Annotated in this window: 19 protein-coding genes and 2 pseudogenes; 10 read left to right on the top strand and 11 right to left on the bottom strand. The window is 62.7% G+C overall.

What is annotated here, in order from left to right:
• Positions 1 to 34: 34 nt before the first annotated feature.
• The 5 genes from J2X92_RS00240 to J2X92_RS00220 are packed head-to-tail and all read left to right on the top strand — an operon-like array spanning position 35 to position 4,330.
• Entirely contained in the window at positions 35 to 1,231 is a 1,197-nt protein-coding gene (locus J2X92_RS00240; RefSeq protein WP_307573803.1) for an aminotransferase class I/II-fold pyridoxal phosphate-dependent enzyme, read from the top strand.
• A 37-nt stretch (positions 1,232 to 1,268) separates the two neighbouring features.
• Entirely contained in the window at positions 1,269 to 2,087 is an 819-nt protein-coding gene (locus tag J2X92_RS00235; protein ID WP_307572518.1) for an ABC transporter substrate-binding protein, read from the top strand.
• Between the two features lie 27 nt (positions 2,088 to 2,114).
• On the top strand, positions 2,115 to 2,813 hold the full coding sequence (locus tag J2X92_RS00230; RefSeq protein WP_307572517.1) for an amino acid ABC transporter permease: 699 nt from the start codon (positions 2,115 to 2,117) through the stop codon (positions 2,811 to 2,813).
• Between the two features lie 3 nt (positions 2,814 to 2,816).
• Positions 2,817 to 3,578 (top strand): amino acid ABC transporter permease, encoded by a 762-nt coding sequence (locus J2X92_RS00225; RefSeq protein ID WP_307572516.1) that lies wholly within the window; start codon positions 2,817 to 2,819, stop codon positions 3,576 to 3,578.
• Positions 3,575 to 4,330 carry an amino acid ABC transporter ATP-binding protein gene (locus tag J2X92_RS00220; RefSeq protein ID WP_307572515.1) on the top strand — a complete coding sequence of 252 codons (756 nt, stop codon included), beginning with the start codon at positions 3,575 to 3,577 and terminating at the stop codon, positions 4,328 to 4,330. Before J2X92_RS00225 ends, J2X92_RS00220 begins: the two co-directional genes overlap by 4 nt.
• 68 nt (positions 4,331 to 4,398) lie before the next feature.
• On the opposite strand, the pseudogene J2X92_RS00215 reads toward J2X92_RS00220, so the two are convergent.
• A pseudogene (locus J2X92_RS00215) lies at positions 4,399 to 4,593 on the bottom strand (IS3 family transposase); the annotation flags it as partial.
• A gap of 84 nt (positions 4,594 to 4,677) precedes the next feature.
• Here J2X92_RS00215 and J2X92_RS00210 point away from each other — a divergent pair.
• Positions 4,678 to 4,932 carry a response regulator transcription factor gene (locus J2X92_RS00210; RefSeq protein WP_307572513.1) on the top strand — a complete coding sequence of 85 codons (255 nt, stop codon included), beginning with the start codon at positions 4,678 to 4,680 and terminating at the stop codon, positions 4,930 to 4,932.
• Between the two features lie 370 nt (positions 4,933 to 5,302).
• Here J2X92_RS00210 and J2X92_RS00205 read toward each other — a convergent pair whose 3' ends face one another.
• Together J2X92_RS00205 and J2X92_RS00200 are read right to left on the bottom strand one after the other, a co-directional pair.
• On the bottom strand, positions 5,303 to 5,482 hold the full coding sequence (locus J2X92_RS00205) for a hypothetical protein (protein WP_307572512.1): 180 nt from the start codon (positions 5,480 to 5,482) through the stop codon (positions 5,303 to 5,305).
• Positions 5,483 to 5,573: 91 nt separating this feature from the next.
• On the bottom strand, positions 5,574 to 5,807 hold the full coding sequence (locus J2X92_RS00200; RefSeq protein ID WP_307572511.1) for a hypothetical protein: 234 nt from the start codon (positions 5,805 to 5,807) through the stop codon (positions 5,574 to 5,576).
• Between the two features lie 59 nt (positions 5,808 to 5,866).
• Between J2X92_RS00200 and J2X92_RS00195 the strand changes: the two genes are divergently transcribed.
• Entirely contained in the window at positions 5,867 to 6,049 is a 183-nt protein-coding gene (locus J2X92_RS00195) for a hypothetical protein (protein ID WP_307572510.1), read from the top strand.
• A 37-nt stretch (positions 6,050 to 6,086) separates the two neighbouring features.
• Here J2X92_RS00195 and J2X92_RS00190 read toward each other — a convergent pair whose 3' ends face one another.
• Positions 6,087 to 6,980: a LysR family transcriptional regulator gene (locus J2X92_RS00190; RefSeq protein ID WP_307572509.1), complete on the bottom strand. Its 894-nt coding sequence runs from the start codon at positions 6,978 to 6,980 to the stop codon at positions 6,087 to 6,089.
• Positions 6,981 to 6,996: 16 nt separating this feature from the next.
• Positions 6,997 to 7,458, bottom strand: a complete 462-nt coding sequence (locus J2X92_RS00185; protein ID WP_307572508.1) for a LysR substrate-binding domain-containing protein — start codon at positions 7,456 to 7,458, stop codon at positions 6,997 to 6,999.
• On the opposite strand from J2X92_RS00185, the gene J2X92_RS00180 reads away from it, so the two are divergent.
• The 3 genes and pseudogenes from J2X92_RS00180 to J2X92_RS00170 all read left to right on the top strand — a co-directional run.
• Positions 7,444 to 8,433 (top strand): hypothetical protein, encoded by a 990-nt coding sequence (locus J2X92_RS00180; protein ID WP_307572507.1) that lies wholly within the window; start codon positions 7,444 to 7,446, stop codon positions 8,431 to 8,433. The two genes, J2X92_RS00185 and J2X92_RS00180, sit on opposite strands and share 15 nt — an antisense overlap.
• Positions 8,434 to 8,528: 95 nt before the next feature.
• Complete coding sequence (locus J2X92_RS00175; RefSeq protein WP_307572506.1) at positions 8,529 to 8,909, top strand: hypothetical protein; 381 nt, start codon at positions 8,529 to 8,531, stop codon at positions 8,907 to 8,909.
• A 72-nt stretch (positions 8,910 to 8,981) separates the two neighbouring features.
• A pseudogene (locus tag J2X92_RS00170) lies at positions 8,982 to 9,395 on the top strand (TerC family protein); the annotation flags it as partial.
• 668 nt (positions 9,396 to 10,063) lie between these two features.
• On the opposite strand, the gene J2X92_RS00165 reads toward J2X92_RS00170, so the two are convergent.
• The 6 genes from J2X92_RS00165 to J2X92_RS00140 all read right to left on the bottom strand — a co-directional run bounded on the left by J2X92_RS00165 (position 10,064) and on the right by J2X92_RS00140 (position 14,892).
• A complete protein-coding gene (locus J2X92_RS00165; RefSeq protein WP_307572505.1) occupies positions 10,064 to 10,930 on the bottom strand; it encodes an alpha/beta hydrolase in 867 nt (288 codons plus the stop codon).
• Between the two features lie 4 nt (positions 10,931 to 10,934).
• Positions 10,935 to 11,924, bottom strand: coding sequence for a Bug family tripartite tricarboxylate transporter substrate binding protein (locus J2X92_RS00160; RefSeq protein ID WP_307572504.1), 990 nt, complete (start codon positions 11,922 to 11,924; stop codon positions 10,935 to 10,937).
• 99 nt (positions 11,925 to 12,023) lie between these two features.
• Positions 12,024 to 12,599 (bottom strand): YceI family protein, encoded by a 576-nt coding sequence (locus J2X92_RS00155; protein ID WP_307572503.1) that lies wholly within the window; start codon positions 12,597 to 12,599, stop codon positions 12,024 to 12,026.
• Positions 12,600 to 12,652: 53 nt separating this feature from the next.
• Complete coding sequence (locus J2X92_RS00150) at positions 12,653 to 13,216, bottom strand: YceI family protein (RefSeq protein ID WP_307572502.1); 564 nt, start codon at positions 13,214 to 13,216, stop codon at positions 12,653 to 12,655.
• Positions 13,213 to 13,785 carry a cytochrome b gene (locus J2X92_RS00145; RefSeq protein WP_307572500.1) on the bottom strand — a complete coding sequence of 191 codons (573 nt, stop codon included), beginning with the start codon at positions 13,783 to 13,785 and terminating at the stop codon, positions 13,213 to 13,215. The genes J2X92_RS00150 and J2X92_RS00145 overlap by 4 nt, the downstream gene beginning before the upstream one ends.
• A 105-nt stretch (positions 13,786 to 13,890) precedes the next feature.
• Positions 13,891 to 14,892, bottom strand: a complete 1,002-nt coding sequence (locus J2X92_RS00140) for a LysR substrate-binding domain-containing protein (protein WP_307572498.1) — start codon at positions 14,890 to 14,892, stop codon at positions 13,891 to 13,893.

The raw sequence follows: 14,892 nt of genomic DNA, 5'->3' as shown, positions 1-14,892 counted from the left end.
TCGTTCAAATTATCAGGAGACTTCTGTGCACACCTTGTTGGCCCAACGACTTGTCGGCGTCAAACCTTCGCCCAGCATGGCCGCCAAGACCCGCGTCGATGCGATGCGCGCGGCTGGCCGTCGCATCGTCGACTTCACTATCGGCGAGCCCGACTTCCCGACGCCGCGCCACATCGTCGACGGCGGGGTGGCGGCCCTCTTGGCCGGGCAGACGCGCTACACGGCATCCAACGGTACGCCCGCCCTGCGACGAGCCATCGCCGACAAGCTGCAACGCGAGAACGCGCTGGCGTTCAAGCCGGAGAACATCGCCGTTGGCAATGGGGCAAAGCACATCATCTACAACGCCTTCGCCGCGACGCTGAACGCGGGCGATGAGGTGATCGTGCCCGCGCCGTATTGGGTTTCCTATCCCGACATGGTGGCGCTGCACGGCGGAACAGCTGTCGTGGTACCGAGCTCCCAGAGCGGGGGGTTCAAGCTCACGCCAGCGGCCCTGGGCGCAGCCATCACCCCTCGGACGAGGTGGCTGGTCCTCAACACGCCCAACAATCCTACGGGCGCGGTCTACACCCGCGACGAACTGGTGGCGCTCGGCGAGGTCCTGAAGCGGCACCCGCATGTCTGGCTGATGACCGATGAGATTTACGAACACTTCGTCTACGGCAATGCCGCACACGTGTCTCCCTTGAGTGCGACGCCCGAATTGGCCGAGCGCACGCTGGTGATCAACGGCGTCTCGAAAGCCTATGCCATGACGGGGTGGCGCATCGGCTACGGCGCCGGTCCCGTGCCGTTGATCAAGGCCATCACCATGCTGCTGTCGCAAAGCACCTCCTGTCCGAGCTCGATGGGCCAGGCTGCCGCGGTGGTCGCACTCGAAGGCTCGCAGGACTCGGTTGGCCAAGCCGCTGCCTTGTTCAGCGAACGCAGAGACCGCATGGTGCAGTTGCTGCGGGAGGTACCGGGCCTCGAGTGCGCCCCACCGGACGGAGCGTTCTATGTCTTTCCCAGCGTGACCGGATTGATCGGGCGGGCCACGCCGGAGGGGAGCGTTCTTTCTTCTGATATCGACGTGGTGCATTACTTTCTGGAGCACGCCAGTGTGGCCACCATCGACGGCACTTCTTACGGCATGCCCAACCATCTGCGCATGTCCTTTGCCACCGGTATCGATGTGATCGAGCAAGGCTGCAGCTTCCTGCAAGACGCCGTGCGCGATCTTTCCTGACGGTTTTCCGTTTCGTTCAACTTCCTGGAGTCGTCCCATGAAAAAGACTGCATCGATCCTCATTGCCGGTGCCTGCCTGGCATTGCTGGCCAACCTGGCACGCGCCGACCAGCTCGCCGATATCAAGGCAAAGGGAACCTTCGTCTGCGGCACCTTGGGTACGGCCGAGCCGTTCAGCTTCTCCAATGCCCAGACGCGCGAAGTCGAAGGCTACGACGTGGACTTCTGCAAGGCACTGTCCAAGTCGCTGGGAGTCAAGCTGGAGCTGAAGCTCATTTCCGTGGCAGCTCGCATCCCCGAGTTGCAGCAGGGGCGCGTGGACGCCGTGATCGCCAATCTGGGGTGGAGCGCGGAGCGCGCCGAGCAGATCGCCTTCAGCAATCAGTACTTTGCCAGCGAGCAGAAGGTTGCTGCGCGCAAGGACAGTGGGTTCACCTCTGTCAAGGATCTGACGGGCAAGCGAGTCAGCGCGGTCAAAGGCTCCAGCTCGGAGATGCTGGTGCGCAAGGTGATTCCGGGCGCAACCACCATCACCTTCCAGGATCCGCCGAATGCCTTTCTCGCCATGCAGCAGGGCAAGGCCGATGGCTTCGCCGTGTCCGAACTCAATCTCGTGAAATTCCGCCAGCAATCCGAAAGCACCGTTCCCATCGTCATGCTCGAACCCTCCCTGGTGCTGGAGCCTTGGGGCATCGGCATGCGCAGGGAAGAGGTGGGCTTTATCAAGCATGTGAACTCCACCCTGGAAGCGATGGAAAAATCCGGCGAAGCATTGCAGATCTTCAACAAGTGGCTGGGCACCGGAACTCCCTACAAGATGCAGCGCGGCTTCAAGATCGAGCCGATCAAGGGCTGATCGGTACGATGCAACAGGGCTCATGCCATGGGTAGCAAGCTCGACTTCTCGGTCCTGGCGCGAGGCGAATATCCGCAGTGGATATGGCACGGCGTGCTCACGATGTTTGAGCTCACGCTGGCGGCATGGCTGTTTGCCATCGTGCTGGGCACGGTACTGGCGGTGGTGCGCATGGCAGACAGCCGCTTGGCAAAGGCCTTCGTGGCGAGCTACGTCGAGTACCACCAGAACGTCCCCATGCTCGTGCAGATCTTCCTCTGGTACTTCGGCATGCCGGCGCTTCTGCCACGTGCGGCACAGCAGTGGCTCAATGGACACAACAGTGAGTTCCTGCTGGCGTTCATCGCCATCGGCCTGTGCATGGCAGCCTATGTCTCCGAAGGCTTGCGTGGCGGCATCCGGTCGATTCCGAAGTCGCAACTGGAAGCGGCGCGCGCGATGGGTCTTTCCTACTTGCAAGCCTCGCGCCTGGTGGTGCTACCGCAGGCACTTCGAATTGCGCTGCCCGCCTTGGTGAGCCACTCGGTGTTGCTGTTCAAGAACACCAGCCTCGCCATGACCATCGGTGTGGCGGAGTTGACTTATGCAACACGGGAAATCGAGAGCCAGTCGTTCAAGACCATCGAGGTATATCTGCTCTCGACAGTGATCTACCTGGGCGTTTCCCTTCTGATCATGATGGCGGGAGCCGGCCTCGAGAGCCGCTACCGCATCCGGACGAGGTAAGCCGTGGACAGCGTTCTCCTCATCTTGCGCGACTACGGCACCCTGCTTCTTGTCGGCCAGTACCCGAACGGGCCACTGGGAGGGCTGGCGATCACCCTGGCTCTCTCCGTGCTGGGATTGCTGCTCGCCTTCCCCCTCGGCGTCGCTATCGCGTTGGCGCGCATCAGTCCGTTCCGCTGGCTGCGCATGCCTGCTGCGGCCGTGATCTACGGGGTGCGTGGTGTGCCCCTGCTCATGTTCATTTTCTGGGTCTACTTCTTCGTACCTGTGCTGACCGGTCGTACCGTCAGCGGCTTCACGACGATGGTCATCACGTTGGTGATCTACCAGGCCGCCTACTTGGCAGAGATCGTCCGTGCCGGCATCGAGGGGCTACCCGGCGGACAGACCGAAGCGGCGCGCGCCATGGGTCTGAGCTACACGCAGACGATGACGAAGGTTGTCCTCCCGCAGGCGCTCTACAACATGGTGCCGGCGCTGGTCAGCCAGTTTGTTTCCACTATCAAGGAGACCTCGCTCGGCTATGTGATCAGCGTGAACGAAGTGACGTTTGCGGCCAACCAGATCAACAGTTCGCTAATGACTCAGCCGTTTCAGGTGTACTTCATTCTTGCGGCGATCTACTTTTGCCTGTGCTTCTCGCTGACGCGGCTGGCACGATTCCTGGAGCGCCGAATCTCTGATCGGCGCGATGGCACCCTTCGGATAACGACCAGCTCCGCGATCGTCGCAAACCAGCCCCCCGTTCCAAAGCAAGCCGCATGAACATGTCGTCCAGCCCAACCCCTCTCATTGCCTTCGACCTTGTGAACAAGTGGTATGGCGAGTACCGCGCTTTGAATGACATCAGTGCCGAGGTGCGCAAGGGAGAGGTCGTCGTCGTGTGCGGACCCTCGGGTTCCGGCAAATCGACGCTGATACGCACTGTCAATCGCTTGGAGAACATTCAGGGCGGGACCATCCGTTTCGATGGCCAAGACGTGTATGCGCCGTCGATCAACGTCAACATGTTTCGAAGCCAGGTTGGCTTCGTGTTTCAGAGCTTCAACCTGTTTCCGCATCTGTCTGTCTCCCAGAACATCATGTTGGGCCCCGTGACCGTTCGCAAGCAAAAGCGGGCGCAAGCGCGAGCCCGCGCGCTTGAATTGCTCGATCGCGTGGGTCTGGCTTCGAAGGCCGACGCATTTCCGGGTCAGTTGTCGGGCGGGCAACAGCAGCGCGTGGCGATCGCGCGGGCGCTCGCCATGGATCCGCCGGCCATGCTGTTTGATGAACCGACGAGCGCGCTCGATCCCGAGATGGTCGGCGAAGTGCTGCAGGTGATGAAATCGCTGGCACGCGACGGCATGACGATGATGTGCGTGACCCATGAGATGAACTTCGCGCGCGAAGTGGCAGACCGCGTCTGGTTCATGGACCAAGGCTGCTTGGTCGAAACCGGTCTCCCTGGTGAGTTCTTCTCCAATCCACGCAGTGAACGTGCACAAAAGTTTCTGGCGGATCTGCGCTCGCACTAGCGGCGGCAGGAACCCGACCCACGGTTCGCTGTGAACCAAGGGGGTGCGGATAAAAGCTTGGACTGGTTTTATGTCGCGAGTCCGAGACTTTGTCGGTATTCGATGGGGCCGCGAGAGCCAGGGGATATCTTGATCCGCTTCTCGTTGTACCAACGGATGTAGGAATCAACTACCTCGATGAATTGCTCAATGGTCGTGGCCGTCCAGTCCCGAGGGTAGAACATTTCCGCTTTCAGCCGGCCGAAGAAGCCTTCGCACGCCCGATCGGCCTCGCGCCGCTGCTGGCGGCATGCGCGAGTCGGCACTACGCGCTCGATCGCGAAGAGCTGTCGGCCTATCGCGGCGCGGTGACGAATGAGCTCGCCGACCTCTACCCATGCCTCACGCTGCGCGAGCGCGAGGTGGTGCAGCGCATCCTCGACGGCGCAACCACCGAGCGCATCGCCGACGAGCTGACGATCCGGCCCACCACGGTAATGACCTACCGCACGCGCGCTTGCGAGAAGATCGGCGTCAGCACGCGTCGAGAGCTGTTTGCGGCGCTGCTCGGCCGCCGCGCCGGTGCACGCACGGGACCGCAGGAGATTCCGCTGGCGGCCTGATGAGCTTTCGCGCGCGAAGGCTAACTTGAGGCCAGTCACTGACGGCGTCTTGGTCTACGCCGATGGGCACAAGGAGCAGCAACCGCGCCGATCACGGCGCACGCGCACTCTGGTGCTTGATGCCTTCGGGATCGGTGAGTTTGAATTCGGAGACGTAGTACGCGAGGGCACGATGTAGGGGGTCCGCGGCTCCCGCGCGATGCCTTCGAAATGAAACGGCGCATCTTCCTCCGGTGCCTCCGGTAACGCGGTCTGCGCCGGGGCGGCCTCTGTCGGATGAAAAAGCTCAGCTTGGGTCAAGGTTCATTTCCGCGGCGTTCTGTAGCAGTTGCAGGGAGAGCGGGCCGGGCAGGCTGTGGGTCTCGCAATACTAGACCTGGTAGCACCAGCGTCCTCCCACCCGTTCCACCCCCGCAAAGCTGATGGTGTCAAAGGCACAGGCGGCCAATTCAGGGCGCCACAGGAGGCCCAGCTGACCGGTCGCATAGCCTGGCACGGACTCCCACAGACCAAGCTGCAGCCGTCCTTCGATGGTGCGCAGCGTCAGCATGCCGCATAGCCAGGGCTGATCCACAAACTCCCGCCTGCTCAGCGGCGGCCGCCGCGGTAGCGCGGTTTCATCTTCACTCGCATGGGCGGCCTCAAGCATCCGGCCGGGGCTTCGGCAGCAGCCCGGGGATGGCGTGCATCACGGCGCGAATGTGATCTCCCGCGTTCCGGTCCCAGTCGCCGTACGCGTCGCCGATCCTGGCGCATCGGCCGGACACCAGGTCGGCGAACACCAGCAGCGTCGGGCGGAGCGGCTCACCCTGGGCGAGTTCACCGGCCCGCCGCGCCATCTCGGCGATCTCTTCTTCAATGGGAGGCTCAGGCATGGTCGGGTCTTCACACTTTGGTACTGTACAAGCATACAGTGTGTTGCCATAATTGGCCCATGGAAGACGTGCCTGCCGCCCTCTGGATCGCCGCCTGTGCGCACCGGCTTCAGCAGCAGTGGCACACGGTGGATCCGCTCGAACTGGAGGAGGTCGCGCGCGATCTGTGGCACGACGAGCGACTGCGAGCGATGCCGCCGGATCTGGCGGCCATCGACTGGCTGCGGCCCATCACCGCGTGATGGTGCGGCAGCGGAACTCGACATGGCGTGCATGCAACTAGCGCCGGTGGCGCAGTGCCTCGACGATCAGCGATAGTGCGGACGACGATCGCCGCCGACTGGCGAAGAAGATATGGAGCCCAGGGACGGTCGGGCACCAGTCCCCGAGCACGGCTTGAAGCCGACCGCTCTTGATATGGGGGCGTGCCAGTTCTTCCGGCATGTATGCCAAGCCAAATCCGGACAGTGCGGCCGCCACCACCGGGTAGATGCCGTTGAATGTCCACGAACCCTCAACCCGGACTTGCAGATTGCGTTTGCCCTTCTTGAGTTTCCATGCCTCCACGCCGTCGCGCATTGAGATGCGCATGTTGATGCACTCGTGCTCAGTCAGGTCGGACGGGGACTTGGGCGGGGGGTGCCTTTTCAGGTAGGACGGCGCACCGACGATTGCCATGCGGATGTCCGGCGAAATCCGGACTGCCGTCATGTCCTTGGCGATCTGGTCGCCGAAACGCACCCCTGCATCAAAGCGTTCCGCCACGATGTCGGTCAGTCCCGGTTCGATGGCCACCTCGATCTTGACGTCGGGATATTTCGGTTGGAGCTTGGAGAGCTTGGGCCAGAGAATCGTGTTCGCCGCGAAATCGGAGGCTGTGATGCGCACGGTCCCCGCGGGCTTGTCGCGAAGTTCGTCGAATACGGCCAATTCCTCGGTGATGGCCTCGAATCGAGGAGCCACTCTTTGGATAAGACGCTCACCTGCCTCCGTCGGCGACACACTGCGGGTCGTGCGGGTCAGCAGACGCAAGCCCAGCCTCGTTTCCAATGTGCGAATGGTGTGGCTGAGTGCAGACTGAGAAACGCCCAGTTGTGCCGCTGCGCGGGTAAAGCTTCGCTCGCGCGCAACAGCAAGAAAGGCCAGGATGTCGCGAAAGCTCTCACCAGACATGCAAGCTGCTCCGAAGCTAGGCTCTGTAACGCAAAGCTTCGACCAGCAGGGTCATCGCACGCGAAGGCTGGCGTCTATTGGGATAGTAGAGGTGGAATCCCGGCCACACCGGGCACCAGTCCTCCAGCACGGAAATGAGCTGTCCCTTCAACAGCTGAGGGCGAACCATCTCCTCCGGCAGGTAGGCAAGACCGAAGCCGGCCTTGGCCGCCTCGAAGATGTCGTAGGCATTGTTGAAGGTGACCGTTCCATCCACCCGTGCGTTCGTGGCGCGCTTGCCCTTGACGAACTCCCATTCGTAGAGGCTTCCATAGGTGGACGTGCGTAGATTGATGCAGACGTGCTCGGTGAGATCGCGTGGCGTTCTAGGCGTTGACCGTCCCGCGAAGTAGGACTTCGACCCCACCACCATGTTGCGAACATCAGGGCCGATTCGCACTGAAATCATGTCCAGCGCCAGCTCTTGGCCGAAACGCACACCAGCGTCATAGCGACGCGCCGCGCCGGCATGAGAGTGCGTATCAACGTGCAGCTCATCGATGCCGAGTCGGGCGGGCACATCCGGGCCGACCGCTATGACCGTGAGATCGAGGACATCTTCCTGGTGCAGGACGAGGTCACTCGCAAGATCGTCGAGACGCTCGAGGTCAGGCTCACCGGCAACGAGGAAGCCCGCCGGCAGGAACGCGGCAAGGTCAACGGCGAGGCCTACGACTACCTGATTCGCGCCAAGAGCTGCATCGTTCAGTTCACGGCGCCGGCGCTGGCCGAGACGCGAGAGATGCTAGAGCGCGCACTGGCGATCGACCCGAGCATGGCGCTGGGCTGTGCCTACCTGGCGATCGCCTGCGGCATCGAATACGCCAACGCCTGGAATGGCCGGACAGCCGACGATCTGCAAGAGAACCTGGCGTTGGTAGGCAAGGCGTGCGAGTGCGACCCCCTTGAGCCCATGGCACACCATGCGCTTTCCAACGCGCTGATGTGGCTGCGCAGGTTGGACGGGGCCGAGAGCGCCGCACGTCGCTCGGTCGCGCTCGACCCGAACTCCTCCCAGAGCTATGGGACGCTCGGCGTCATCCTGGATTTCGCCGGGCGCCACGAGGAGGCGATCGAATCGCTCGCGAAGGCGTTGCGCCTCGACCCGCAGTTCAGCCTTTGGCTGCATGCGCAGGGGCGGGCTCAATTCGTCATTGCGCGATATGCAGAAGCCGAAGCGAGCTTTAAGCGTCGCCTAATCCACATGCCGGGTTCGGACGTTACCCGTGCCTACCTAGCCTCGCTCTACGGTCACACCGGTCGCCATGAGGAGGCGCAACAGATCTGGAGCGAACTAATGGACATCCATCCCGAATATGCAATCGAACTCACGCTGCGCGTCCTGCCCTACAGCAGCCCCGCGCCTCTTGCGCAGTTTGTGGCGGGCCTGCGCAAGGCCGGGCTAACCGCCTGAACCCACAAGCGCGGCGTCAGGCGAGAGCGCCGACGGCCTCCGCCTCGCATCGACACCTCGCAATGCGCGTTCGAAGACTACGGCTGAGCCGCCTCGTGCGATCCGCTGCTGTTCCGGCGATCCCGAAGTACACCCACGACCTCATCTGCATCGCGATGGCGTGCCGGACTCGTGGTATCTCAACGATGTTTGGCCACTATGGTTTACGCAATCAGTCGCACAACCTACTCGCTACCTGTAAGCAACGATATGCGCCGGTGCGCAAGACTTGCGGTACACGCAAGGGATCGCATGTTCCAAGGGAGCGCTTGGAAACGATTTTTCGGCGCTGGATGGCGCTGACCGATGCCTATGCCCGCCAGCTCGAGCGCGCGCTCGCGGAAAATGAGGGATGCCGGCGGGAACTGGAGGCATTGGCGCAGGGCGCGCAGAAACTTGGTGATCGCCTCGGCGGCTCTCACCCTGCGCCTCCTTGATTGATTGTCCGGCTGTCCGCTGAGCCTGGGCGCGTCTTTCCCGAGGAGGAGTTGCATCCGCCAGATCAAGGCGGGCACGAGCAGAAGTCCAGTGCCGTCAAGGCCACCTTCGCCTCCGTCCTGCTCCAGATCATGGTGATCGATCTCGTGTTCTCGCTGGACTCGATCATCACGGCCGTCGGGATAGTGGACGACGTGCGGGTCATGATTGCCGCGGTGATCGTCTCCGTGCTCCTGATGATGCTGTTCGCGGGTCCGATCGGCCGCTTCGTCTCCAACCATCCCACCATCAAGATGCTGGCACTGTCCTTCCTGGTGGTGGTGGGCGTGGTTCTGGTCGCGGAAGGCTTCGACCATCATGTGCCCAAGGGCTACGTGTGCTTCGCCATGGCGTTCTCCGTGGCAGTGGAGATGCTCAACATCAGGATGCGCAAGAAGTCGGCCAAGCCGGTTGAACTGCGCCCGCCTCACATACCGGGGGACTGAAAGGCTGGGCATGCGCCATGCACCCACACGGCAGTGCCATGCGCACGCTGCACGCCGCACGCCGCACGCTGCATGTGCTGTGGGCTGGAACCTCCGCCTCAGAAATGACAAAGGGGTTAGCAACCATCAAGCTGCTAACCCCCGTCAATACTGGTCGTGTGAAACCGATCCAATGATCCGCCATAGCCCGCTAGCTTTCAAGCTTTTTGCTCATTTTCAAGAAGTTGTTCCCCGGTCTCATATCCGCTTGCTATTCATGCGGCTTCCCAGCTCGAAGGACCGACAAGGTTGCAAAATTTTTCCGGGACGCCCTCGACTGTGAAAGGCTGGCCCATACTGCGGCTCAGCTCCTGTGCCAGCAGGCGCGCAAGCACATCGGAGCCATCGCCCGGAGGGGCCGGAACCACGAGGCTTACAGCCCCGGTGGGATAAGGACACTAGCCCAGTCACATCTTTGGCGTGGGCATGGGAGCTGGGGCTCACGTATGGACATCCAATCCAGTCTTAAGCAGTTTTGACCCGATGGAATCACATCGAAACTGACTTAGTCCTCTTCTCTGAGTTGACGTGCTGGATGGCAGTTCTCGAATTCGTGCACGCTGACGCCGCACAGCTCACACCGGCAACTTGACGCTGCTTGCCGCTCCTCTAAAAGTCTACAGAGCGGGCTACAGTCGTTCGTCGAGAAAGCGGAGCAGTACAGGCGCTAGCCGAGCCGCGTAGCCATGTGGATCGGACAAAGGCTCGGATATCCAGAAATGCGGGGCGCCCGGCACCGGCAGCGTCCGCACAAAGCAGCCGGCTTGCTTAAGGGCCGTGACAAAGCGGCGCGACTGGTTGCAGTCGACCGTATCGTCCTCCATACCCCAACTGATCAGGAAGGCCGTGCCGCGGGCCCGCGTGGTGGTGTACGTCAGTGGTGAAGCCTGGTAGAAGCGCATTTTGTCTACCAGCGGACTCACACCCAGAACAGCTTCGGTGATCTGGTCTTCGGGGCGGGCCAGTTGGTCGTGCTCCCATTGCGCCAGCATGTCGTACACACCGTAGACGCCGACCATCACCCGCACGGGCACGCCATGGTGGCCGGGTGCGCCCTGCTCCGATTTCGACAGCGCGGCCAGCGCTGCGAGGTGGGCGCCCGCCGAGTCCCCCATCAGCCCGATGCGCTGGGCATCCACGCCCAGCCCGGCGGCATTGGTCGAGAGAAAGTCCAGGGCGCTGCAGACGTCATCCAGCCCCGTCGGATGCAGATGCTTCGACGACTCCACGAGCCGGTAATTGATGGCCAGCATTGCGATACCGTTCTCGGCCAGATAGGAACCCCAGTGGCGGTAGAAGTCGGCCGTTCCGAGCTTCCATCCGCCACCGTGCACGGCCACCAGCGCCGGGGCACCGGCATCGCCGTGTTGGCTGGGCGCATAGAAATCCCCCGTGATGGGGACGTGATCGCGCCCGTGAAACACCAGGCGGCGCGGCTGAATAGGGGCGGAAGTCACAGGATGATTTCCGGCATGGTTGCCATGGCTTCTGGACACTTCATCAGTCCGGCTTGATGTCGCGTGCGTCCAGCACGTGCTGCCAGTTCTTGCGGTCCTCGGCGATGTATTTGGTGAGCTGCTCCGGTGTGCCGGGGCGCGGATACACGCCGAGCTCCTGCGACTTGGCGACCACCTCGGGCAGGTTCAGCACTTCGTTGAGGTCCTTGTTGAACTTGACCAGCACCGCCGGAGGCACGCCTTTCTTGGCGATGATCGCGAACCAGCCGTAGGCCACCGCGCCCGGGGCGGTCTGGTTCGCCAGGGGCACCTGCTCCAGTCCCGGGTAGGCGCGGTCGCCGGTGGAGGCCAGAACGCGCAGCTTGCCTCCCTGCACGTTGCCGGCCACCACGTTGTAGGTGTCGATCACCATCTTAGTCTGGCCGCCGAGGGTGGCGTGCATCGATTGTGCGCCGCCCGGGTAATGGACTTCGAGGAACTGCGCACCGGTGAGCAGGCCGAGTTTGGCCGTGACCAGATGCGGGAGAGTACCGCGGCCGGTGTCGGCCACTTCGATACTCTCGGGTTTGGACTTGGCGGCTGCAATGAAGTCGGCCAGCGTCTTGTAAGGTGAGTTGGTCGGCACAGACAGCACGAAAGGCGCGACCGCCGCCAGGGTCACCGGCACAAAATCTCGGTCGAAATCGTAGGCGACGCCTTTGATGGTACTGGGCGCCACCGAAATGGCGGATCCTTGCACGAAGCCGAAAGTGCTGCCATCGGTCGGGCCGCTGAGAAGGGCGTTCATGCCGATCACCCCGCTGCCGCCGGGGCGATTGTCGACGATCACAGACTGCCCCCACTTCTCGGTGAGCTTGACGCCGACGAGACGGGCCAGCACATCGGGCGCAGATCCCGCGGGCACGGGCAGAATCATGCGCACCGGTTGGTTCGGCCATGGCGACGCAGGGGTCTGCGCGCCGGCACTCGATGCGGCGAAGGTCACTGCGGCGGCGGCGCCCAGCAGGTGTCGGCTGACGGATATCGTTTTCATGCTATTTCCTGTGGAGTGGGTCGAAATATGCTCACGTCCGGTCCAGGCGCAAGCCGAGCGTTGGCGGGCATGCCGGCTGCCGGCTGCGGGCGTCACGGCTCAGTCGTCCCGAACGCCTTCGGCCTGGATGTAGAGTGCGATGTCGTTGCCAACCACGGAGACTGGGAACCGCGAACCCAGGCCCCACTCTTCGCGATTGAGCATGGTGCGCGCCTCGATGCCGCACACCTCGCGCTTCAGCCGGAAGTGCATGGTGCAACGCATCGACGTCACAGTCAGCATGACGGGACGGGTCTGGCCGACCATCGCCAGTTGGCCGTCGACGGAAGCGAGTTGATTGCCATTCCAGCGCAGGGCCGTCGATTTGAAGACGGCGGTAGGAAACTTCTCGACGTTGAAGAAGTCCTCGCCAAGCATCATCTTGTCGAGGCGGGCTGCGCCGGAGAGCGTCGACGCTGGATCGATGGTGATCTCGATGTTGCCCGTCTGCCCGGCCGGATCGAGCCGCACCTTCCCGCTGGTGCGCGTGAACTTCCCCTGGAAGGTGGTGAGCCCGAAATGATTGACCGACCAGTGCGGATACGTGTGTTCCGGATCCAGGGTGTAGGACTGGGCCGAAGCCGCGGCGGCGATGAGTCCGGAGGCGACCAAGACGATCCAATGTTTGAGCTGCATGACGATCCTCGTTTGTCGGAGTTGTAGGGGGAAGATGAAGGCCGGTGATTTTTCTAGCGTGCGGCGCCCAGCACTAAGCGAAATTTGATGCCGACCGCATCGGCAAGCGTGGCCGTGTCCGCCCACTCGCCCTCTCCGATGCGGTAGTCGAGCCTGCGAATCGTGGTCGCGCCCTCGAGGAGCTCGCTGCCACCTTCCTGCTTGAGCGCCATGGGCACCGTGATGTCCTTGCTCACGCCCTTGATGGTGAGGGTGCCGGCGACGTCATAACGTCCAGCCCCCGCCGCCTTGACCTGCTTCGAGACGAAACGCGCATTGGGATGCGTGCGCGCGTCGAAGAAGGATTTGGCGGTTGCCTCGTCGTTCATGGTCTTCTCTCCGAAATCGAGGCTACTCACGTCGATATCGAGTTGGGCCTGGCTGGTCTGCGGCGCACTGGCATCCCACAAGACCTGCGCGTTGAAGCGGCGAAACTCTCCCTCCAGCGGCACGTTCAGCTGACGGGTGATCACCGTGATGCGGCTTTTCCCGTAGTCAACTGCGCGCGCTGCCGGCGCGGCATGCGCTCCCAACGTCACCACGGTGGTTAGAGCAAGTGCAAAGGTGGCGCGAATCATGTTTTTCCCATCACGGAAGAGGTTTTGAAAAACGGAAGCATGCGGGCCAGCGTGCCATCTCGATCGACGAGTTGGTGCTTCAGCGCGGCGGCCAGATGGGCCACGACTAGCGTGGCCAGGCTGTAGTTGATGACTCGGTGGACCAGCTTCAGTGTGGCGGCGATCGCCGCGTCCTTGCCCAGCAGGTCCGGCAGACGCAGCGCCGAGATGCCGAGATAGACCGTGGGCACCCCCGCTGCCGAGGAATAGAGCCATCCCGAAAGAGGTGCAGCCACCATCAGGATGTAGAGCACGGCATGTACCGCGTGGGCGGCGTGCCTCTGCCATGTCGGCAACGACGGTGCGAGTGCCGGCGCCGGATGCGTGCATCGCCAGAGAAGACGTGCCGCGCACAACACGAACACCGTGACGCCGATCCATTTGTGCTGAGAGATCAGCGCCAGCTTGCCCGGGCTCAGGCGCAACTGCACGAAGTACAGGCCCAGGCCGAAATTCACGATGATCAACAGGGCGATGAGCCAGTGAAAGGTGATCGCCACCGCACCATATCGGGTGGCGCCGGGCCTCATGTGCACAGGAAGGGGATGTCTAGCATGCGCCCATCTTAGGATTCAGACGCCGGCTCTGCGTGGCGTGATCTGCACCGGTGAGTTCCATTTTTGGAACGCGCGATGCTAGGTCCGTGCGGGCTCCAGTGCCTTTGGAAGATGCGCGAGCAGGTAGTCGATGCAGGTGCGTATGGCGATGGCCAAGCCCTCGCGCGAGGGGAACAGCAGATAGAGCGTAGCCTCGGGCACGGTCCACTCGGGTAACACCCTGACCAGTTGGCCCGAGGCCAATGCCTCGTGGCACAGGTAGGTCGGCAGCGTCGTGATGCCGATGCCGGAGATGGCCAGGGCCCGCAGCATGAGTAGGTCGTCACAACGCAGCGAAGGCTGAACGTAGATGTCCTTCCTGCCCGCAGCGCCGGACATTTGGTAGTACATGGGCTGTTCCGAGCAGTCGCGCGCCAGATGGTTCAGCCTTGGCAGGTCATCCGGTTTGGTGGGTGCGCCGCGCTGCGCAAGGTAGGCGGGACTGGCCACCACGACGTAGGAGATGGCGCAGACCGTGCGGCACACCATGCCCGAGGACTCCAGGGGCACAGTGCTGGCGCGCAGCGCGATGTCGATGCCTTCCTCGAGAAGGTTGACGAAGTGCCCGCTGATGCGCACCACGGGCTGCAGCCGAGGATAACTGCGGCACAGGGCGGGCAGCATGTCGACCACCAGCATGCGTCCCAGCCCCGTGGGGCAGGAAATGCGCACGGCTCCCGTCGGTTCAGACCTGCTGTCGTTGGCCAGTGCATACGCGCGGCTCGCCTCGGCCACCACGGCCTGGCAGTGCTTGTAGAACTCCGCCCCCAGGTCTGTGACTGCGAAGGCGCGCGAGGTGCGCTGCAGCAGACGCACGCCCAGGCGCCGCTCCAGCTCCGAGAGGCGGCGCGACAGGCGCGATTTGGGCACGCCGAGCGCGCGCGAAGCCGCCGCGAATCCACGCCTCTCAACTACGCAGGCAAAGTAATACAGATCGTCGAGATCTTCCATCTGGGCCCATTCCTTCTTGAAGCGGGCCAGCACAACTTGCACATCGCCCGCGTTCGCAGCCCGGTCGGGCACTTTACTGCGCAGGTCCAA

The organism is Variovorax paradoxus, from assembly GCF_030811855.1.
Lineage (GTDB): Bacteria > Pseudomonadota > Gammaproteobacteria > Burkholderiales > Burkholderiaceae_C > Variovorax > Variovorax paradoxus_L.
Note: the sequence above shows the minus strand (reverse complement) of the source record. Positions and strands in the feature narration are given on the sequence as shown.

Coding starts and splice junctions, on each gene's coding strand:
- J2X92_RS00155 (WP_307572503.1), bottom strand. CDS start 12,599: ATGCAGCTCAAACATTGGATCGTCTTGGTCGCCTCCGGACTCATCGCC.
- J2X92_RS00200 (WP_307572511.1), bottom strand. CDS start 5,807: ATGCCTGAGCCTCCCATTGAAGAAGAGATCGCCGAGATGGCGCGGCGG.
- J2X92_RS00160 (WP_307572504.1), bottom strand. CDS start 11,924: ATGAAAACGATATCCGTCAGCCGACACCTGCTGGGCGCCGCCGCCGCA.
- J2X92_RS00220 (WP_307572515.1), top strand. CDS start 3,575: ATGAACATGTCGTCCAGCCCAACCCCTCTCATTGCCTTCGACCTTGTG.
- J2X92_RS00195 (WP_307572510.1), top strand. CDS start 5,867: ATGGAAGACGTGCCTGCCGCCCTCTGGATCGCCGCCTGTGCGCACCGG.
- J2X92_RS00190 (WP_307572509.1), bottom strand. CDS start 6,980: ATGTCTGGTGAGAGCTTTCGCGACATCCTGGCCTTTCTTGCTGTTGCG.
- J2X92_RS00150 (WP_307572502.1), bottom strand. CDS start 13,216: ATGATTCGCGCCACCTTTGCACTTGCTCTAACCACCGTGGTGACGTTG.
- J2X92_RS00235 (WP_307572518.1), top strand. CDS start 1,269: ATGAAAAAGACTGCATCGATCCTCATTGCCGGTGCCTGCCTGGCATTG.
- J2X92_RS00230 (WP_307572517.1), top strand. CDS start 2,115: ATGGGTAGCAAGCTCGACTTCTCGGTCCTGGCGCGAGGCGAATATCCG.
- J2X92_RS00205 (WP_307572512.1), bottom strand. CDS start 5,482: ATGCTGACGCTGCGCACCATCGAAGGACGGCTGCAGCTTGGTCTGTGG.
- J2X92_RS00145 (WP_307572500.1), bottom strand. CDS start 13,785: ATGAGGCCCGGCGCCACCCGATATGGTGCGGTGGCGATCACCTTTCAC.